The 18788-nt window shown below is 62.7% G+C and carries 15 protein-coding genes; 11 read left to right on the forward strand and 4 right to left on the reverse strand.

Annotated elements, in window-relative coordinates; genetic code table 11:
• Positions 1-80: 80 nt before the first annotated feature.
• The 3 genes from ACQ5DX_RS29650 (at position 81) to ACQ5DX_RS29660 (ending at position 4107) form a co-directional block, all read left to right on the forward strand.
• Entirely contained in the window at positions 81-1091 is a 1011-nt protein-coding gene (locus tag ACQ5DX_RS29650; RefSeq protein WP_430336299.1) for a response regulator transcription factor, read from the forward strand.
• 218 nt (positions 1092-1309) lie between these two features.
• Positions 1310-2788 (forward strand): amidase, encoded by a 1479-nt coding sequence (locus tag ACQ5DX_RS29655; protein ID WP_430336300.1) that lies wholly within the window; start codon positions 1310-1312, stop codon positions 2786-2788.
• Positions 2785-4107 (forward strand): hypothetical protein, encoded by a 1323-nt coding sequence (locus tag ACQ5DX_RS29660; RefSeq protein WP_430336301.1) that lies wholly within the window; start codon positions 2785-2787, stop codon positions 4105-4107. Before ACQ5DX_RS29655 ends, ACQ5DX_RS29660 begins: the two co-directional genes overlap by 4 nt.
• A 37-nt stretch (positions 4108-4144) precedes the next feature.
• Here the strand turns inward: ACQ5DX_RS29660 and ACQ5DX_RS29665 are convergent, their stop codons facing one another.
• The gene (locus ACQ5DX_RS29665) at positions 4145-5557 is read right to left on the reverse strand and encodes a PLP-dependent aminotransferase family protein (RefSeq protein WP_430336302.1); all 1413 of its coding nucleotides are present in this window, start codon (positions 5555-5557) and stop codon (positions 4145-4147) included.
• Between the two features lie 124 nt (positions 5558-5681).
• Here ACQ5DX_RS29665 and ACQ5DX_RS29670 point away from each other — a divergent pair, with 124 nt between their 5' ends.
• From ACQ5DX_RS29670 to ACQ5DX_RS29705, 8 genes are all read left to right on the forward strand, one after another.
• A complete protein-coding gene (locus ACQ5DX_RS29670) occupies positions 5682-6437 on the forward strand; it encodes a type 1 glutamine amidotransferase (RefSeq protein WP_430336303.1) in 756 nt (251 codons plus the stop codon).
• Between the two features lie 36 nt (positions 6438-6473).
• On the forward strand, positions 6474-7127 hold the full coding sequence (locus tag ACQ5DX_RS29675; RefSeq protein WP_430336304.1) for an AmiS/UreI family transporter: 654 nt from the start codon (positions 6474-6476) through the stop codon (positions 7125-7127).
• 134 nt (positions 7128-7261) lie between these two features.
• Positions 7262-8602, forward strand: a complete 1341-nt coding sequence (locus ACQ5DX_RS29680; RefSeq protein WP_430336305.1) for an amidase — start codon at positions 7262-7264, stop codon at positions 8600-8602.
• Positions 8603-8612: 10 nt separating this feature from the next.
• Entirely contained in the window at positions 8613-10148 is a 1536-nt protein-coding gene (locus ACQ5DX_RS29685) for a glutamine synthetase family protein (RefSeq protein WP_430336306.1), read from the forward strand.
• A gap of 94 nt (positions 10149-10242) precedes the next feature.
• On the forward strand, positions 10243-12225 hold the full coding sequence (acs, locus tag ACQ5DX_RS29690) for an acetate--CoA ligase (RefSeq protein WP_430336307.1): 1983 nt from the start codon (positions 10243-10245) through the stop codon (positions 12223-12225).
• An 84-nt stretch (positions 12226-12309) separates the two neighbouring features.
• Positions 12310-12909, forward strand: coding sequence for an adenylate kinase (locus ACQ5DX_RS29695; protein WP_430336308.1), 600 nt, complete (start codon positions 12310-12312; stop codon positions 12907-12909).
• A 245-nt stretch (positions 12910-13154) separates the two neighbouring features.
• Entirely contained in the window at positions 13155-13517 is a 363-nt protein-coding gene (locus ACQ5DX_RS29700; RefSeq protein ID WP_430336309.1) for a cupin domain-containing protein, read from the forward strand.
• A gap of 474 nt (positions 13518-13991) precedes the next feature.
• Positions 13992-15449 (forward strand): PLP-dependent aminotransferase family protein, encoded by a 1458-nt coding sequence (locus ACQ5DX_RS29705; protein ID WP_430336310.1) that lies wholly within the window; start codon positions 13992-13994, stop codon positions 15447-15449.
• Between the two features lie 102 nt (positions 15450-15551).
• On the opposite strand, the gene ACQ5DX_RS29710 is transcribed toward ACQ5DX_RS29705, so the two are convergent.
• The 3 genes from ACQ5DX_RS29710 to trpB are packed head-to-tail and all read right to left on the reverse strand — an operon-like array spanning position 15552 to position 18287.
• Positions 15552-16331 carry a GntR family transcriptional regulator gene (locus tag ACQ5DX_RS29710; RefSeq protein ID WP_430336311.1) on the reverse strand — a complete coding sequence of 260 codons (780 nt, stop codon included), beginning with the start codon at positions 16329-16331 and terminating at the stop codon, positions 15552-15554.
• Entirely contained in the window at positions 16328-17107 is a 780-nt protein-coding gene (gene trpA, locus ACQ5DX_RS29715; protein WP_430336312.1) for a tryptophan synthase subunit alpha, read from the reverse strand. The genes ACQ5DX_RS29710 and trpA overlap by 4 nt, the downstream gene beginning before the upstream one ends.
• Positions 17094-18287, reverse strand: coding sequence for a tryptophan synthase subunit beta (gene trpB / locus ACQ5DX_RS29720; protein WP_430336313.1), 1194 nt, complete (start codon positions 18285-18287; stop codon positions 17094-17096). Before trpB ends, trpA begins: the two co-directional genes overlap by 14 nt.
• Positions 18288-18788: the final 501 nt, after the last annotated feature.

An 18788-nucleotide genomic window follows, 5' to 3' on the forward strand; every position in this document is an offset into this window, starting at 1 on the left:
TATCGGTCTCGTCAATTGTCTTCCGGGCGCCCGTCTCCCGTGTGCACGACTTTGCTCGTGGCTCGACCTATGATGACGCCATGTCCAGGTCATCGATGGTGGACTCGGCACGACGGATCTCGGCGATCGTCGCCGACACCGCGCCGATGGATCAGCGTGCCGATGCCGTACTGGGGGAGTTGGCGAAGATTGTCGCCTACGACGCCGCGCAGATCGCTGTCTGGGATCCGAGCACCTCGACGCATCACACTGTCGCCAGCCGTGGATACACCGAGGAGATGCGTGCCGCGCTGAACGGGCCCCGGTATCGCACCGACCGCGTCTGGGGTGTGCTGGAGCAGCGGGCGGAACCGGTCTTCTGGAAGGACTGTCCGTTCGACCGGCGCGAATCAGCGTTCTACGTCGAGGCAGTCGAGGCTCACGGATTCCGTGAGGGCGCCACGATGCTGCTGCGTGCCGTCGACGGTGTGTACCTGGGAATGCTGTTGCTGAACCTCGAGGTGGCCGCGCCGCCCGCGGACGAGGTACGTGAAGTTCTCGGGATCGTCGGGGCCGGGATGTCTCCGCTCGTCGATCGCCTCGCGCCGGCACGGCAGTTCGTCTCGCTGCACTCACCACAGCTCCCCGCCGCCGCACTCGATCCGGTCCACGGGTGGGTGCCGCTGACCCCCGAAGGTTTGCCTCCTCCGGCGTTGCTGGAGGCGACAACCGAGGTTCTGTCGAGGACGGACCGCCCGGCGCGGTTTCGCTGGTGCGATCGTGACAGCGATCGCAGTGGCCGGCAATCGCGGGCGCAACCACTGATGGTCGAGTTGTTTCCCTTCGGTGGTTCGACATGTCGCGCAGTCGTGAGCTGGCGTCAGGAACCACTTCCATACGGGCTGACCCGGCGTGAGTTGGATGTTCTCGCCGTGTTGCTGACGGGGGCTTCGAACGCCGCTATCGCACAGGCACTGTCGACGAGCGTGCGAACGATCACCACGCACGTCGAACACATCCTTGCCAAGCTGTCGGTCACCACCCGAACGGCTGCCGCCCTCCTCGCTGACCGTGAAGGGCTGCTGAGCATTGACGAAAGATACGTAATCTGACCGACGCATCACCCCAGTGATGCAAATTACATTTCCCGCATCGGGCCACTCAGGGGGTCGGCGGATCCGTTCGCAGACCCCTCGATTCGGTCCGAGGCGGAGGAATGTGTAGAACGCCGGCGTGAACCGGCGCCTTACCTCCGTCGGCCTCGTCGTAGCTTCCGCTACGCGAGTCAGCCCTACGCGAACCGTTACGTTCGCGGCGCGAGGAGACACCCATGACGACATCTTCCGAGCTCGATGCCCTTTCCGTGGCGGAGACCTCTCGAGCAGTGCGAGCCAAGCACCTCTCACCGGTGGAAACCACCGAGGCGGCGATCGAACGAATCGAACGACGCAACCCAAGTCTGAATGCCGTGACGTACAAGGGGTATGACGACGCCCGCGCCCGCGCACGGCAACTAGAAGCGCAAATTGTGCAGGGCGAAGACGTCGGGGTGCTGGCGGGCGTGCCCAGCCTCATGAAGGACCTGTTCGGTTTCAAGCCGGGCTGGCCCGCGACGCTCGGCGGCCTGTCGGCGTTGCGCCACAACATCTCCGACACCTGGAGCATGTTCCCGGCACGCGTCGAGGCCGCCGGCAGTATCGTCGTCGGGCAGACCAACAGTCCCGCTTTCGGATTTCGCGGGACGACGGACAACGCAACCGTGGGGCCCACCCGTAATCCATTCGATCCGAGCCGGAATCCGGGCGGCTCGTCCGGTGGAAGTTCGGCGGCAGTAGCGGACGGAATGGTCGCACTTGCAGGCGCCACCGACGGTGGGGGATCGATCCGCATCCCTTCCGCGTGGAGCGGTGTGGTCGGATTTCAGCCATCGGCGGGCCGCCTGCCTTTCGTCGCCCGGCCGAACGCCTTCGGGACCTCCTGCTTCCTCTACGAAGGGCCGATCACGCGCACCGTCGAAGACTCCGCGCTCGCGATGACTGCACTGCACGGTTTCGATCCACGGGACCCGATCGCTCTCGACGAGACCGTCGATTTCATGGCTGCGCTCACGCGAGGGGTGAAGGGCAAGCGCATCGGATACACCGCCGACTACGGAATCTTCCCGGTGGATAAGCAGGTGCGGGACGTCGTCGACGACGCGGTACGGGTGTTCGAGGATCTCGGTGCCGTCGTCGAACCCGTCGACTTCGGCTTCACCGTCTCACACCGCGAACTGAGCGACATGTGGTCGCGGGTGACGGCGTTCGGAGTTCACGAGACGCTCGCATCTCTCGCCGAGAACGGCCTAGACCTACGAGTGGAAACTCCACACGAACTGCCGGAGTCGATGATGCACTGGGTCGATCTGGTTCCCACCCTCGGCGCGGACGATCTCATCCGGGATCAACGGATGAGGACCGACGTCTACGACCGTTTCGCGGACGTCTTCGCCACCTACGACTACATCGTCGCACCGACGCTGGCGTGCATGCCCGTACTGAACGGCCACGACGGAGAAACCCAGGGGCCGACGGAGATCAACGGTGAACAGGTGGACCCGCTGATCGGCTGGTGCATGACCTATTTCACCAACTTCACAGGAAACCCCAGTGCATCTGTGCCCGCCGGACTCTCGAACGGGCTGCCGGTGGGAATGCTCGTCATGGGGCGCAGGCACGACGATGCCGGCGTCATGGCAGCGATCGCTGCCTTCGAGCAGGCGCGCCCCTGGGCCGATCACTACCGCATTCCTGGCACCCGCCCACTGTGACCGGGCTGGAGGGGGAAGTGAGATTCCCACTTCCCCTCCAGATAGGTCACCTCACCGACGCGACCGCCGCCGGTCGCGACTCTGTGCCCATCAGCCGTGGAAAGGTCAGCATGTCGACGACCAAATCCTCTAGTGAACGTACTATCGCGAAATCCAGCCAATATGCTTCTGTCGGAACAGCTCTCGGTGCGTCAATTGTCTGTGTAGTTGCTCTGGGTGTCGCGCTCTTGCTTGAAGCTGCCGCGGCCGCCCGCTCGAGTTCGACGCTGAGCTACGAGCAGTGGACCTCCGACATCACGACGTCGTGGACGGCGTGGGGGACCTGGGTCCTCGGAGACTTCACCGAGCCGACTTCGTACAAGAGTCCACTCGCGTCCGTAGGACTGATCGCGGGCGCGTTCGCCGCGTATCTGCTCCGGCGGTCCTCGTCCCGGTTCGCCGGCACACCGGTCGCGTACGGGTTTGGCGCCCGCTTTCCGTGGATGATCGGAGCGGTGGTTCTGTCCTTGCTGGCGACGAATCTGCTGTTCCGCGGCCTACTCGTGGACGGGAAGTGGCAGCCGACGTTCGTCGTCGTCGCCTCGGTCCCCGCTGCTGTCGTGCTGCTCTACGGGCGCGGCTGGGCGGTCTTGGGTACCGCTGCCGTTCTCGGAGTCGTGACTGTACCGCCTCTTGCGATGGTTCTGATCGCGAACCTCTGTATCCCAACAGGGATCCCGAATGTCGTCGGCATCGTCTCAGCGATGGCCATCGGCGGGGCGATCGCGTGCGCGGCGTGTCGCTTCTTGCCTTGGATGAGGGTGACCGACGATCCGCCGCCACTGCACGGACCGGCTCGAATGAACGTCCGACAGAGTGAAGCTGCGTGGACTGTTCGTCGTGTGCTCGCCGACTTCTCGGAGGCACAGTTCATCGGCAGCGAGTGGGCCGGGGGGCTAATGATCATCGGCGCGTGCGTCGGATTCCTCATCGACCCGACCTTCGCGGGCTACGGCCTCGAACTGCTACCCCGGATACTGTTCGCCCAGGTACTCACTTCCGCGATCGGGGTGGTGTTGTGGCGCCAGTGGTATCGCGCTGGGGGGTGGACTGCGACCTACGTCCCCGTGGTCTCGAGCGCGCCTACCGCCGTAGTCGCTTTCGGTGGGAGCTGGTCTGCTCTCGTCCTGGGCGCAATTCTCGGTGCCGTACTCGGGGCTCCCGTCGCCCGACTGCTCGCAAAGCCGATTCCTCCGATGTTCCATCCATTCGTCGCCAACGTGACCTCGATGGCTGTGACCACTCTCGTCGTGTACTGGTCGCTAATGGCCATTCTCTGATGCTGGGAGGCCTCCGGAAGGCGTGACCTCGGTGTCTTCACCCCGACACTGCACCGAACTGCATCCACGATTCGCTGAGTCGTCGCACACCAGCCTCGATGTCGGCTGCGGATTTGTAGAACACCAGACGGACATGGTCATCGCCGCTGCCGTCCGCAGTGAAGGTGGACCCGGCGGCGATCAGTACGCCGTTCCTGCGTGCCTCGATAGCGAACTGTGTCGCCGAGCCGCGGGGCAGTGCGATCCACAGAGACCATCCCTCGGCCGGTGTGTGCCACGTCCAGTCGGGGAGGGCGGCCTGGAGAAGTGACTGTGTGAGGTGCAGACTCTCGGCCGCCTCGCGCTTCCGCCGCTCCGCGATCTCCGTGTGGTGGTACAGGAGCTCGAGTGAGACGATCTGGGCAATCAGTGATGTGCCCAAGTCCTCGACACCCTTGAGTCGAGCGAGACGCTCGGCCAGGGGGGCAGGCGCGCGCAGCCATCCGACTCTGAGTCCGTCCCACAAGAGCTTTCCGACTCCGCCGATCGTGATGATCGGTGCATCCGGATTCGTGGCAGCCAGTGGCGCCTGTCGGGCACTGGTCCGCGACAGACCCGCGTAGACATCGTCGTCGACGATCACTGTGGAGGATGCCGCTGCGAGGTCGACGACGTGCTGGCGTTGTTCGTCGGTCATGGCGGTTCCGGTCACGGAATGACAAGTCGACATCGTATAGATCAGATCCGGCCGGTGACTCCTCATCGATTCCGTGAGTTGGCCGGGATCGAACCCTTCGGCACCGGAGCGGACCGAGACGATGTGCGCTGAGCGTGAGCGCATCTGATCCAATGCTCCCAGATACGTAGGGCTTTCGAGGATAACGGATCCTCGCGGGCGCATGAAGAGACGGCACACCAGCGCGAGTGCTTGCTGTGCGCCCGACGTCACCACTACCTCGTTCGATCGGGTGGGTAGTCCTCTGGCCGTGTACCACTCGGCGATCCACTGCCGCAGATCGGGCAGCCCGTGTAGATAGTGCACGGCACTGTCGGCGAGCCGAATAACCTCGGCCGCACTGGATGTGACAGCGTCGTGGAGCTCGATCGGGGCAGGTGGCGTCGGACTGACGAAGTCGACAACTGGCGAGTGCGCAGCCGATCCGGCGAGTGGGCCGTTATCGGGGGTTTCGACCCAGTCCATCATCCTCGTCGCCCGCTCCTTCACCGGGCGACGAGCGAAGGTTCCTCTCCCCGTTGTGCTCTCGGCCCAGCCCAACTCCTTCAGTCTCCTGTAGGCCTGCACCACCGTGGTTCTGCTGACGGAGAGGGCGTCGGCTATGTCCCTCTCACCTGGGAGCTTCTCGCCGACCCGGATGTGTCCGGCGGAGATCAGTGCCTCGAAGCACTGCGCAATGCTCCGATACCGCGGCCCAGGAACGCCTTCGGTTCGGAGCAAGTGCCAGATGATCATTCTATTCGTGGTCGACAAGAAACAAGTCCAATCTCGAATGGGTGGCCTCTTGTGTGCTGGGCATCACAGCTACATCATCGTCTGCAGAAGCCACCACTGCAACCATGAAATGTGAGAGGCGTATATGTCGAAACAGAACTTCGCTGCAGGTGTCAACGGGAAAACCGGTCACCGGGTTCTCGTAATTCAGCATGTTGAATGCGAGCCGCCGGCAGCCTTCGAAGATGTACTCGTCGACCGCGGTATCGAAATCGATCGAATCGAGTTGGATCGGGGCGATACGCTGCCCGACTGGCGGTTGTACGACGCCATCATCGCGATGGGCGGACCGATGGGTGCGGTCGACGATCACGAATTTCCTTGGCTCGTCGACGAGCGGAAATTCATCGAAGAGGCCGTGAGCACCGGAACGCCGTACTGGGGCGTCTGCCTGGGAGCGCAACTTCTCGCCGCCTCGTTCGGTGCCGAGATCTACACAGGCGAGGCACCGGAGGTGGGTATGAATGAGGTTGCCCTAACCGCAGCCGCCGAGCGGGACCCGGTGTTCTCCCAGCTCCCATCCTCGTTTCCCGTGTTCCAGTGGCATTCGGACTCCTTCGTTCTGCCGGAGGGATTCTCTCGGCTGTGTGAATCGAAGCTGTATGAGAACCAGGCCATCGCCCGGGGCGCAGCCTATGGGGTCCAGTTTCATGTCGAGGTAACCGAGTCGCTTGCCGCGGAGTGGGGAGATATTCCGGAATACAAGGAGGCATTGGAGTCCATCCACGGGGAGGGCGCTTCGCAGAAGATCTTGGAAGATCTGAGGCTGAACATCGACGGAAATATGAAAATTGCCAAGAAGATCTTCAGTTCATGGCTCGACAATTTCGTCGATCGTTAAATCGATGCATCCATTGGGGAATGATCAGGAGAAGTCATGTCCAGCTTGTCTCTTATGTTCGTGGGGTCTGTCCTTCTGCTGAACGGCCTCGGCCTGTTGGGTGTAGTCGGACCGAAGGCAACCGCCCCCGTTAACGTGTTCATCGGTTCAGCTCTGGTGATTACCGTGTTGTCTACGGTGCTCTCGAGTCTGAATTCGGAGGCCGGGCAGCTCGATGTCGTTCTGGGTGCTACAGGCTTCCTGCTCTTCGCCTTCACCTACCTTTACGTGGCATTCAACAACTTCGGAAGCCTGCCAGGAGATGGTCTCGGCTGGTACTGCGGGTGGGCCGCGCTAGTGTCCACGTTCCTGGCTGCGGTCAATTTTGTCCGATTCTCGGACGTCAAGTTCGGATTCATCTGGCTATCCTGGGTGGTCTTGTTCTCGGCCTTCTTCTTCATCCTCGCGTTGGGATGGGAGCGACTGCAACGCCCAACTGGCTGGCTGGCTGTGCTGCAGGCGTTCACAACAACGACGATCCCGGGTGCTATGCAGCTCACAGGAACCTGGAACGAAGTGAGTTCAACGGTGGTCGTCGCCGTTCAGGTCGTCGTCATCGCCGTGTTCCTGGTACTCGTGGCACGCACAAGGACGACTCGTTTGGAACCTGATGTAGCGAGCGAGGAACGAGATCTCGAACTGCATCGGTGACGTGTGCACCGCAATCACGCCCACCAAGAACCCGAATCGAGAAGAAGATGACTGCATCACGAGTGGAGCCGGGATTCTACTCGATCTCCGAACTCCAAAATGCCTACCGGACGGGGGATTACACTCCGTCCGAGGTGATCGACGACATCCTCCGCCGCGCGAAGACATTCGAGTCGCTGAACACCTTCATCACCCTGGATGAAGACGGATGCAGGGCACAGGCGGAAGTGGCGACAAGAACGCTCGAACGCCACGGGCCGACCCCCGAAAAGCCCCTGCTGGGCATCCCCGTCACAGTCAAGGACTTGATTCGTACCCGTGGTCTCCGCACGACACGGGGATCGCTCGTAACGAAAGACTTTGTACCCTATGAGGATTCTCCATCCGTAGCACGACTACGGGAAGCGGGTGCAGTGATTGTTGGGAAAACCAACACCAGCGAAGGTGGCTGGAAGGGTGATGCTGCAAACCAACTCATCGGACCATCGCTCAACCCGTGGGCGACCGAGCGTTCTGCCGGCGGCTCGAGCGGCGGAGCCGGTGTCGCCGCAGCGCTGGGTTTCGGGCCAGTCGCCGTCGGGACGGACGGCGCTGGCAGCGTACGGATCCCGGCAGCCTTCTGCGGCGTCGTCGGCTTCAAACCGACACTGGGCCGTATTCCATACTGGCCGCATTCGTCCGATGGCCTATCCCACATCGGGGTACTCACCCGCAACGTCGAGGATGCGGCTCGATCAGTGGCCGTCATGAGTGGCCCGGATCCTCGAGATCGTCTGAGCAATATCGGTGATCGGATCGATCTTCCGATGCCAGATACCGGCACGCGTTCGCTGCGAGTGGGCTTCACGGCTTCGCTCGGCAGCGCAAAACCGGAGGCCTCCGTGGAGACCGCACTCTACGATGCAGTGGCGCTGTTGCGCGAGATCGGCTATGACACTGTCGAACTCGACATCGACATTCCAGATCCCTACCATATCCTCGATACCATCTGGGCCGGTCACGAGGCCTCGAGTCACTGGGACAACTTCGACGAGATCGTGCATCTACTCGACCCGGGTTACGCGAGCTTGATCCGGAGGGGTCGAAAACTCGGTGCCGGTCAACTCGCGCGTGCACACGATCTTCGCCACAACTACACGATGGCCGTGCGGACTGCGACCCGCGACGTCGATATCCTCCTGACACCGACGACACCGATCACCGCGTTCCCGTCCGATCAGGGTGAGGCCGTCCTCGTCGACGGGAAGGTCTCCGACGGGCTCTCGTGGACGCCGTACACGTACCCGTTCAATCTGACCGGGCAGCCCGCGGTTAGCATGCCGGCTGCTCTCGATCCTCGCGGACTTCCGATCGGGATTCAGTTCGTGGGGCGGTTCGGCGACGACCACAGCGTCCTCGGCATTGCCGCCGACTATGAGGCCAACCGTCCATGGGCACCCGCCTATCCAGAGCTCATCAATCACTCGACCTACTGAAGGAATGCACATGTCCGAGAGCATCAGTACCGCGACACTGAAGAATCTAAGCACCGGCCGTTCGGGGTTCATCGAGATGCACAATCTGTGGACACCTCGGCAGAAGGCCAAGGCCGCCGAGATCCTCGCGCAGATCGAGGACAACGGGCTGGAGGTGATCCGCATGTCCTTCTGCGATCCCCATGGTCTCTCGCGAAGCAAGGCAGTGACCGCTTCTTCGTTCGCATCGGTCCTGAGGAATGGGATCGATTGCAGTCCTGGTCCGTTCATCTTCGACACCGGTCTTGACCTGGTGTTCAATCCGTTCGAACGCGGCGGAGGACTCAACGACGACGAAATGACGGGTGCCGGCAGCTTTGTGCTGGTTCCGGATCCGGAGACCTTTCGTGTCCTCCCCTGGGCGGACAAGGTGGGATGGATCATCGGTGACGAGTACTTCAAGTCGGGGCGCCCGGTGCCGTTTTCGTCACGACAACTGCTGAAGCGGATGTTGAGGGAGGTCGAGGGACGAGACTTGCAGTACGTCGTGGGCCTCGAGGTCGAGTGGTATCTCACCCGTCTCGTCGACCTGAAGAACGATCTCGAGTCCGTCGGCGGCTTCGGATCCCCAGGTGCCGCTCCCGTTGTCGCTCCGGTCAACCTGGGCTATCAGTTCAACAGCGAGAATCTGATCGATGAAGTCGAGGGACTGATTCGGGAGATTCGATCAACGCTGTTGTCGTTCGGAATCCCACTACGCACGACAGAGCACGAGTCCGGGCCCGGTCAGATGGAGTTCACGTTCGATCCGATGCCGGCCCTCGACGCCGCGGATGCGATGCTTCTCTTCCGGACCACAGTCAAGCAGCTTTGCGCACGTGCCGGCTACCACGCGACGTTCATGTGTGCTCCTGCGCTCAGCGGCTTCGACGCGAGCGGGTGGCACCTACATCAGTCGCTCTTCGACAAGAGCGCCGGTGAGAATGTGTTCGTGGCTCAGGGCGAGGGCGAGTTCGTCTCAGAGTTCGCCACACACTTCGCCGGCGGGTTAGTTCATCACGCGGCGGCTACCGCCATCTTCGCGGCACCGACGGTGAACGGTTACAAGAGATTCAGCGATCGATTCTCGCTCTCACCCGACAGAGCGACTTGGTCCGCTGACAACCGCGGAACCTATCTGCGAGTGTTGGGCGGTCCCGGTGACCCCGCAACCCACTTCGAGAACCGGCTCGGTGAACCGGCAGCCAATCCCTACCTGTACATGGCGTCTCAGCTGATTGCCGGGCTGGATGGGGTAGACAACAAGATCGATCCGGGACCGCTGACCGACAATCCACACGAGAAGGATCTGCCTCGTCTGCCGTCGAGCTTGGCGCAGGCGGCAGATGCTCTAGATACCAGCGAGTTGTTCCGGCGCAGCGCGGGCGACGCGTTCGTCGACTTCTACCTGGGGCTGAAGCGGAACGAGTGGCGTAGGTACATCCAGTACCTGGAAGAGAACGGAATTCGTGAAGATCAGAATTCTGTGACGGAGTGGGAGCAGCGGGAGTACTTCCGTAGCTACTGATCGGGGTGACCCCGCCGCTCTGCCGGCGGCGGGGTTCCCGAGTCTTCTCTGAGATTCACTGCTGGATGGATGGATTCGGTGTTGGAAGGTTTCTATGTCTGAGATGATTGGATCCCGGCGGATCGGCGACGTGTTCGTTCCGAGCGCGGAGTTCGCGGCCGCGGCGAACGCCGGCCCCGAGTTGCAGGCCGAGGCCGACGGCGATCGGCTCGCCTTCTGGGACACCCAGGCGCGGCGCCTGGACTGGGCGACCGAGTGGACGCAGGTCCTCGACTGGTCGGACGCGCCCGTCGCGAAGTGGTTCGTCGGTGGCAGCCTCAACGTCGCGTACAACTGCGTCGACCGGCACGTGATCGCCGGCAACGGCGACCGCGTCGCGATCCACTTCGAGGGTGAGCCCGGCGACAGCCGCGACATCACCTACAACGACCTGCTCGCCGAAGTGAGCCGCGCGGCAAACACTTTCACCGAACTCGGCCTCGTCGCCGGCGACCGTGTCGCGATCTACATGCCGATGATCCCCGAGGCGATCGTGACGATGCTCGCGTGCGCCCGCCTGGGCCTGACCCATTCGGTCGTGTTCGCCGGGTTCTCGGCGACGGCGCTGCGCTCGCGCATCGACGACGCGGAGGCCAAGCTGGTCGTCACCGTCGACGGGCAGTGGCGCCGCGGCCAGGCCGCCCCGATCAAGCCCGCGGTCGACGAGGCGTTGGCCGGCGATGCCGGCGATTGTGCGGATGCCGGTGCTCGTTCTGTTCGGAACGTGCTGGTGGTCAAGCGGACCGGCATCGACGTCGACATCGCCGCCGGGCGGGACCTGTGGTGGCACGAGACCGTCGAGAAGGCGTCGCCCGTGCACGAGGCGCAGGCGTTCGACGCCGAGCACCCGCTGTTCATCCTTTACACCTCCGGCACCACCGGTAAGCCCAAGGGCATCATCCACACCTCCGGCGGCTACCTGACCCAGGCGTCGTACACCCACCACAACGTGTTCGACCACAAGGCCGGCCGCGACGTGTACTGGTGCACCGCCGACATCGGCTGGGTCACCGGGCACAGCTACATCGTCTACGGCCCGCTGAGCAACGGCGTCACGCAGGTCGTCTACGAGGGCACCCCCAACTCGCCGGACGAGCACCGCCACTTCCAGATCATCGAGAAGTACGGCGTCACGATCTACTACACCGCGCCGACGCTGGTGCGCACGTTCATGAAGTGGGGCCGCGAGATCCCCGACGCGCACGACCTGTCGTCGATCCGGCTGCTCGGCTCGGTGGGCGAGCCCATCAACCCAGAGGCGTGGCGCTGGTTCCGCGACGTCATCGGCGCCGGCACCGCCCCGATCGTCGACACGTGGTGGCAGACCGAGACCGGCGCGATCATGATCTCGCCGCTGCCCGGCGTCACCGCCACCAAGCCCGGCTCCGCGATGGCGCCGCTGCCCGGCATCTCCGCGAAGATCGTCGACGACGACGCCCACGAACTCGGTGCCGGCGGCAGCGGCTACCTGGTCCTCGACCAGCCGTGGCCGGCGATGCTGCGCGGCATCTGGGGCGACATGGAACGTTTCCGCGAGACCTATTGGTCGAGGTGGGCGCACTACCACGGTCCCACATGCTATTTCGCCGGTGACGGCGCCAAGTACGACGAGGACGGCGCGCTGTGGGTCCTCGGCCGCGTCGACGACGTCATGAACGTCTCCGGCCACCGCATCTCCACCTCCGAGGTCGAGTCCGCGCTCGTCGGGCATCCGTCGATCGCCGAGGCGGCCGTCGTCGGCGCCGCGGACGAGACCACCGGGCAGGGCATCGTCGCGTTCGTGATCCTGCGCGAAGGCATGGAAAATACTGGCCAACACCTCATCGCGGAACTGCGCGCGCAGGTCTCCACCGAGATCTCCCCCATCGCCAAGCCCCGGCAGATCACCGTCGTGCCGGAACTGCCGAAGACCCGCTCCGGCAAGATCATGCGCCGCCTGCTGCGCGACGTCGCCGAGGGCCGCGACCTGGGCGACACCTCGACCCTCGTCGACCCCAAGGTACTCGAGCCGATCCGGATTCACCGCGCGCCGAGGTGACGAGTTCTTGTCCATTCCTCCGTCATCACCAGGCCTGTCCAGCCAAGTGATGACGGTCGATCATCGATTGATTGGAGAGTTGGTATGCGCATCATCCTGATTGGGCCTCCGGGCGTCGGGAAGGGGACGCAGTCCCATTTCCTCGCACGCACCCTCAAGATTCCTCACATCTCGACTGGTGATCTCTTTCGTTGGCACATCGCGAACAGCAGCACGCTGGGCAAGGCAGTCAAGTCGTACATCGATGCAGGTGAGCTCGTCCCGGGTGTTGTTACCGAACGTGTCGTCGCTGAACGACTGTCGCAAGACGATGCGGCGGCCGGGTTCATTCTCGACGGCTTTCCCCGCACACACGATCAAGCGCGTGTCCTCGACGCCATCCTTGCGCGTCGGGGAGACAAGGTCGATCACGTCATCGAGTTCGCCCTCGACAACACGGAACTGAGGTCACGACTGTTGGCCCGTGGCCGTAGCGACGATACCGACGACGTGATCCGGCATCGCCTCCACGTGTATGAGAAGGAACGGGACACGATACTCGGGCACTACGGGCCGATCGTGACTGCGCTGGATGCGTCCGGATCGGTCGACGAGATCAGCGAGCGTCTACTCAGCACTCTGGGGGCACGGGTCCTCCAGACGCTGGGAGTGCACGGCGCACGTTCGAGCCAGGCCGCGGTCTAGCCTGGTCTGCCCGACCGGTTGCTGATTCCCCACTGAACTAGCTGCTTTGTTCGTTCACTTGGGCTGGAGAGCTCGTGACAGAACAGCGGGTGAGTGGTGGCGAGTCGTGCCCGGGCTTCTATTTCCAAGCGGCATCTGCGAGAAGGACTATGACTACTGTCGAGAAGTAACGCATCACTGTCGAGGAAGCGCGGAAGACGCATAACCCGCCGATCATCCGTCGACCGGACAGTGCCGAGTCGAAGATGGGTCGGTTCAGCAACACCACACAGATGGTCTTCCATCCCTCGGAGGAGGATCCCACGCAGCCGAATGCCGGCATCGTCAACTATCTTCCGGGAGCCAGCTTCCCGCTGCATATGCACGAGTTTGCTCAGATGTGGTACATCGTCGAGGGTGAGTGCTGCTTCGGCGATACCATCCTGCGAGCCGGTGACCTTGTGTACATGAAGGATCCACACGTCGAGTTCGAGATGACTACGGAAGAGGGTTGCCGGATCCTCTTCCTCCAGTATCAAGGCCCAACTACAGGGCAAGGTCCGATCTACGAGGGCCGCTTCAATGTCGCAGAGGTCAAGGAAGTGACCCGCAACGAGCTCGAACACTAAGAGGGTCGCCGCGGGCACGCACAACCCCCAAATTCGGTTCCACTTCCCGTTGCTGGAACAAAGACCTGGCAGGCATCGCCTGCACCAGGAGCGGCCCGGGTACTACCGCTGGCGCCTTGTGGTAGGACCCGGGTCGTGTCTACGCGAAGTGAGACAGACCGTCTAGAGATCCAGCTATGCCGAGACTTGTTCCTTCCCCGCGTCTCTTGCCGAAGTACGCCAGAGAAGTCTGCCCTCGGGAGGACTATTACTGTCGGCGAACAACTTTCGAAACTATCAATTGCACAGAACGGTATCTCGCCTTGTAGGGTGCCGGGAAGGTTGAGGAGTAGATTGTCTCCACTCATGCGGACTGGTGACACACTGAGTTCGTATGCGCCAGAGCGAATAATCTTGACTCGATACCCGAGGATGTCCGAAAGGTCGCGCACATGTCCTGTTGTCCAATCTATCTCAGATGGGTAGTTTGATGCGATGTCACGCGTCGCCCGAGACACGCAACTCGAGCTCCATCTTCCGTCGACAAGCGCACCGCTCCGCCAACGGATCGCCGAAGCAATCGTCAGCGAAATAGCTGCAGGAAGACTGCAATCCAACGACATACTGCCATCAAGTCGAGCGTTGGCTACCGAGCTGGAGGTGTCCCGAACCCCGGTGGTCGAGGCGTACGACCAACTTGCGGCGGCTGGCTTCGTTATCAGTCGCCCAGGCTCCGGAACACGCGTGGCACTCGGTGCGGAGCAAGCGGCGGCGGCGTGTGCACTGGCGGATCCCGCGCTGGACGGGCCGGTCCCGCGGCGAGAGCCGCGGATCGAGGATCCTCGATGGGATCTTCACCCGGAGATCCCTGACGCATCTTTGATTTCGTCGGAGGACTGGCGCCGATCATGGCGTGCGGCTGCCGCTGCCTCGATCCGCGAAGGAATCGCTGGTGTCGCAGAGCACCCAGAACTCCGCCGCTCAGTTGCCGAGCATGTTCGGCGAGTGCGTGGCATTGCGGCGCGACCCGACGATGTCGTGATCTTTCCAAGCATTGACGCGGTTCTACGCACCATCGTCCAAGTTGCGGATCTCTCTGGACGTAGTATCGCTTTCGAAGACCCGGGTTCTCGCCGAGCCCGGGTGGCGTTGCAACAATGCGGTGCTCTCGTTCGCGCGATAGCGGTCGACGACCAGGGCCTCGATCCGCGTCGATTGGTAGCCACTGACCAGGCCGTCTACTGTACTCCAGCACACCAGTTTCCGTTGGGGTCGCATATGCCGGTGACGCGTCGGGCAGCGCTGGTGGCATGGGCTGCGGCGTCGGGCAGTTTGATAGTCGAGGATGACTACGACAGCGAACTGCGTTTCGATGCCGTTCCTGTCCCAGCGCTACGAGGTCTTGTCGGGGGCGAGGATCGAGTGGCCTACATCGGTTCAGCGTCGAAGATTCTGACGCCATCCGTTCCACTTGCGTGGCTCATCGCGCCACGCGCACTCCGGGCCGCGATCGACATCGTGATTCGATCAAGTAGCGAGATGGCGTGTGGTGTTACCGCATTGGCGCTATCCAACCTTTTCGATTCGGGTGCAATCGAACGCCACGTCGGCCGAGCTACGCGGCGTTACCGCGCGCGTCGAGCTGCCTTCATCGAATCACTGGAAGCGCACTTATCCGACCTCGGCGATATGCGAGGGGCGGTCGTGGGGATCGAGGCAGGGCTACACGTCGTCCTCCGCCTGCCGGATGGCGTCGACGACGAGAAGGTTGCTGAAGAGCTGGGCGAGCGAGGCGTTTCTGTGTCAAGCCTCTCGGAGTATCGCCTACTGGAGACCGGACCACGCGGACTCGTTTGTGGATATTCTCGTCTACCCGAACGGAACGCTCGCCACGTTGCCGCGATGATCGCCGAGGTCGTGAACCGGCAAGTGCAGCGAAGGAGATTGCCGTGAAATCCCCTCCGCCAGATCTGTCCAACGCCGCGCGCGTTCTGTACCAGAGTTGACCTGGACACAATGGGACGACGACGTCCACCACGGCGTCTCGACGCTCGCTCACTCGTCGTGCGGGGGCGTTCGGCCGCCAAGGTGGTCGCTTATGTGGTATCTCACGTGGAGCTGTTGAGGACCACGATCGATGTGGAGTTCCGCGATGTCCGCAGGGATGATCGCGGTGTCGTGCAGCACCGCCGAACCATCTTCTGCGAAGTTGGTCCGATGACTGCACATCGCGGGACTCCCCAGTGGGCGACCGAGAATTTCGGCTTCATCTGCTCCGAGTGTCTTGATGGTTATCGCTTCGTTCGCGGAGGCAACCGGGTAGCCGTGCTGTGCGAGTACCCGATAAAGAGACTGGTCGATCAGCTCGTCAGGTGAGATGCCGATGAGCCAGGGTATGTACGAGTGCTGAAGCACTGCGGGACGCGAGTCGATAATTCTGTGACGCGTGACCGTCAACACCTGCTCGGCTGCTGCCAGATCGAGGAACCCGGCGACGTCCGTAGGCGGCACCTCCCGGGAAGATCCCAAGATGTGGGTCTCGATCCTTGCGCCCTGCGCAGTGAGATCGTCGGCGAAGCCAGCGAGGTGGAGGAGATCGTAGGAGTACTTCTTGCTCGCGGGGAAGGTGCCGGCACCTGTCCGTGATTCGATCAGTCCATCATTCTCGAGCAGTCGAAGTGCTTGACGAAGGGTCATGATCGTGACGCCATAGGATGCGGCCAGTTCACGTTGCGGCGGGAGCGCATCGTTCGTTCCCCATTCGCCGGTTTCGAGTCGGCCACGCAGATCATCGTAGATCGCCAGGTACTTCGGCAGTCGGGAGTGCCTGGTCACCGTTGTCCCGCCTCGTCGAGCCGTTCACGGAATGCCGCAACGGTTTTCATTAGGGACGTCGGACTTGCGCCTTCGAGTGCACAATCCATCAGCGCGGAGGCAACCACGACGCCGTCCGACTCCTGCGCGGCCCGGAAAGCTCGTTCCGGAGAGTCGATTCCGAATCCGATCATGACCGGCAGACCATCGTCCGAGCGGAGGCGTTGCGCGAACTCCCACCTGTCCTCACGAGAGTTGTCTTGTCGGCCTGTCGGCGCCATTGCACCCATTGCGTAGATGAATCCGCCACCGGCTCCGGCGATTTGCCGTGCATCCTCGTCCGGGGTGGACGGAGCGACCATCAACACCGGCGAGACGCCTGCAGCGCCGGCTTCGGAGAGGTACTCCGTCGATTCCTCGAACGGCAGATCGGCCACGATGGAGCCACTGACCCCTGCAGCAGTGAGTGAACGCATGAACTTCGCAGCGCCCCGAGAGACGAGGTGATTGCTATAGGTCATGGCGATCAGCGGCGCCGACACGTCGGGCAGGTCGTCGAGTACTTGTTCGAAGCTGGTTCCGCGTTCCAGGGCTGCGAGCGAAGCGCGCTGGATGGTCGCTCCGTCGAGCATCGGATCCGAGAACGGAAGGCCGATTTCGACAGCGTCAGCGCCGCCGTCGATTGCGGCTCGGACCAGATCCGTCCAGTCGTCCCGCATACCACCCATCACATACCCGATCAGGCATTTCGTACCATTGGTGCGAATGTTTCGGAGTGTGCTTTCAAGCGTTGTCACGGGAGAGCCTCCTGACTTGTTCGGCATCCTTGTCACCTCGACCAGAGACCGTGACGAGCACAGTGGTGTCCTCGTCCAGGCGGCCGTCTCGTGCGGAATCGATGACCCAAGCCAGCGCATGTGCCGACTCGAGGGCCGGGAAGATGCCTTCGAGACGAGCCAACAAGCCTGCCGCCTCCAGGACCTGCTCATCGGTGACGGTTGCGTACGTAGCTCGCCCGAGTTCGGCGAGGTGGGCGTGTTCTGGCCCCAGACCTGGGTAGTCCAGTCCGGCAGCGACGGAGTGGGCCTCGAGAACTTGGCCCGCGTCGTCTTGTAAATACAGCGACATCGAGCCATGGAGTACGCCGAGAGTGCCGTTGGTAGCGCCGGCGCCGCCCGCTCCTTCGACTCCGATCAATCGTGCTCGAGAGGCCGCGAATCCAGCGAAGGTTCCGGCTGCGTTCGACCCGCCTCCCACGCAGGCGACTACGACATCCGGAGCTCCACCGTCGAGGAGTTCGCGGCATTGCGCTTCAGCCTCCAGTCCGATGACCGATTGAAGTTCGCGCACGATCCATGGGTATGGATGCGGTCCGAGGACGGAGCCCAGACAGTAGTGACTCTTGTCGGCGCGGGTAACCCAGTGCCGGAACGCTTCGCTGGTTGCGTCCTTGAGCGTTCCGGCGCCCGCACGGACACGAACGACCCGGGCGCCGAGTGTCTCCATTCGATAGACATTGAGTTCTTGCCTGGCCATGTCGACTTCACCCATGTAGACGGTGCACTCCATGCCAAGCGATGCCGCGGCGGTCGCGGTTGCGACGCCGTGTTGTCCGGCGCCGGTTTCGGCGAGGAGTTCACGCCGGCCCATTCTGCGAGCAAGCAGTCCCTGTCCGAGAGCGTTGTTGAGCTTGTGGCTGCCGGTGTGATTGAGGTCTTCCCGTTTCAGCAGGACCTGGGTGCCGAGCGCCTCGGACAGCCGGCGAGCTCGTGTGACTGGCGTTGGCCGACCGCAATATTCGGCCAGAAGTGAACTAAGTTCGGCCTTGAAATCGGGATCGTTCCATGCGCGCCGGAAGCCGTCTTCAACGGCGCGACATGCGGGTACGAGGGCTTCCGGAACGTAGCGCCCGCCGAATCGCCCGAACCTGCCGGCAGGGCCGGGATCTCCCACAAGTAACTGGGTCTTTGTGTCCACGCCGCAAGCATACTAGCTATCTAGCGTTCTAGAACAATTACGGTCGATGTTCTGAATCCCGACCCAAGTCATCGATCGCGTAGTGGTGCCGAGATGAACCTCGCGGCTGGTTGGTCGGACTCGAATCGACCTCCACCCAGGCGCGTGCGCCAGCTGACAGAAGTAGCCAGCCTGGCGCCGCTGCTCCAGTAACGCTGGTCGGCAGAAGGATTGGACCGAGCGAAACCGATCTCCACCGATCACGGATAATCGATGTGAGCCCCCGTTCTCCAGAGAGGACCCCTCATGTCCGCCTATGCCCGCCTCTGCGGTCGTCCTTCCACCGCCCGAGTCCCGCGGGCCTTACTCGAGCGTGCGCTCGACGGGTGCGATCACCGACAGTGCGCCGCGTCCGCGGACGTCGAGACCCTCCCTGCGCAGGGGGAGGCGGTTCGACTGGGTATCGTGAGCGTTCGGGGCGGCATTGCTGCCGAGGTATCGAAGTGAGCGCCGGAGTGGTGG

This window comes from Rhodococcus sp. ACT016, assembly GCF_050477185.1.
In the GTDB taxonomy this organism is placed as follows: Bacteria; Actinomycetota; Actinomycetes; order Mycobacteriales; family Mycobacteriaceae; genus Prescottella.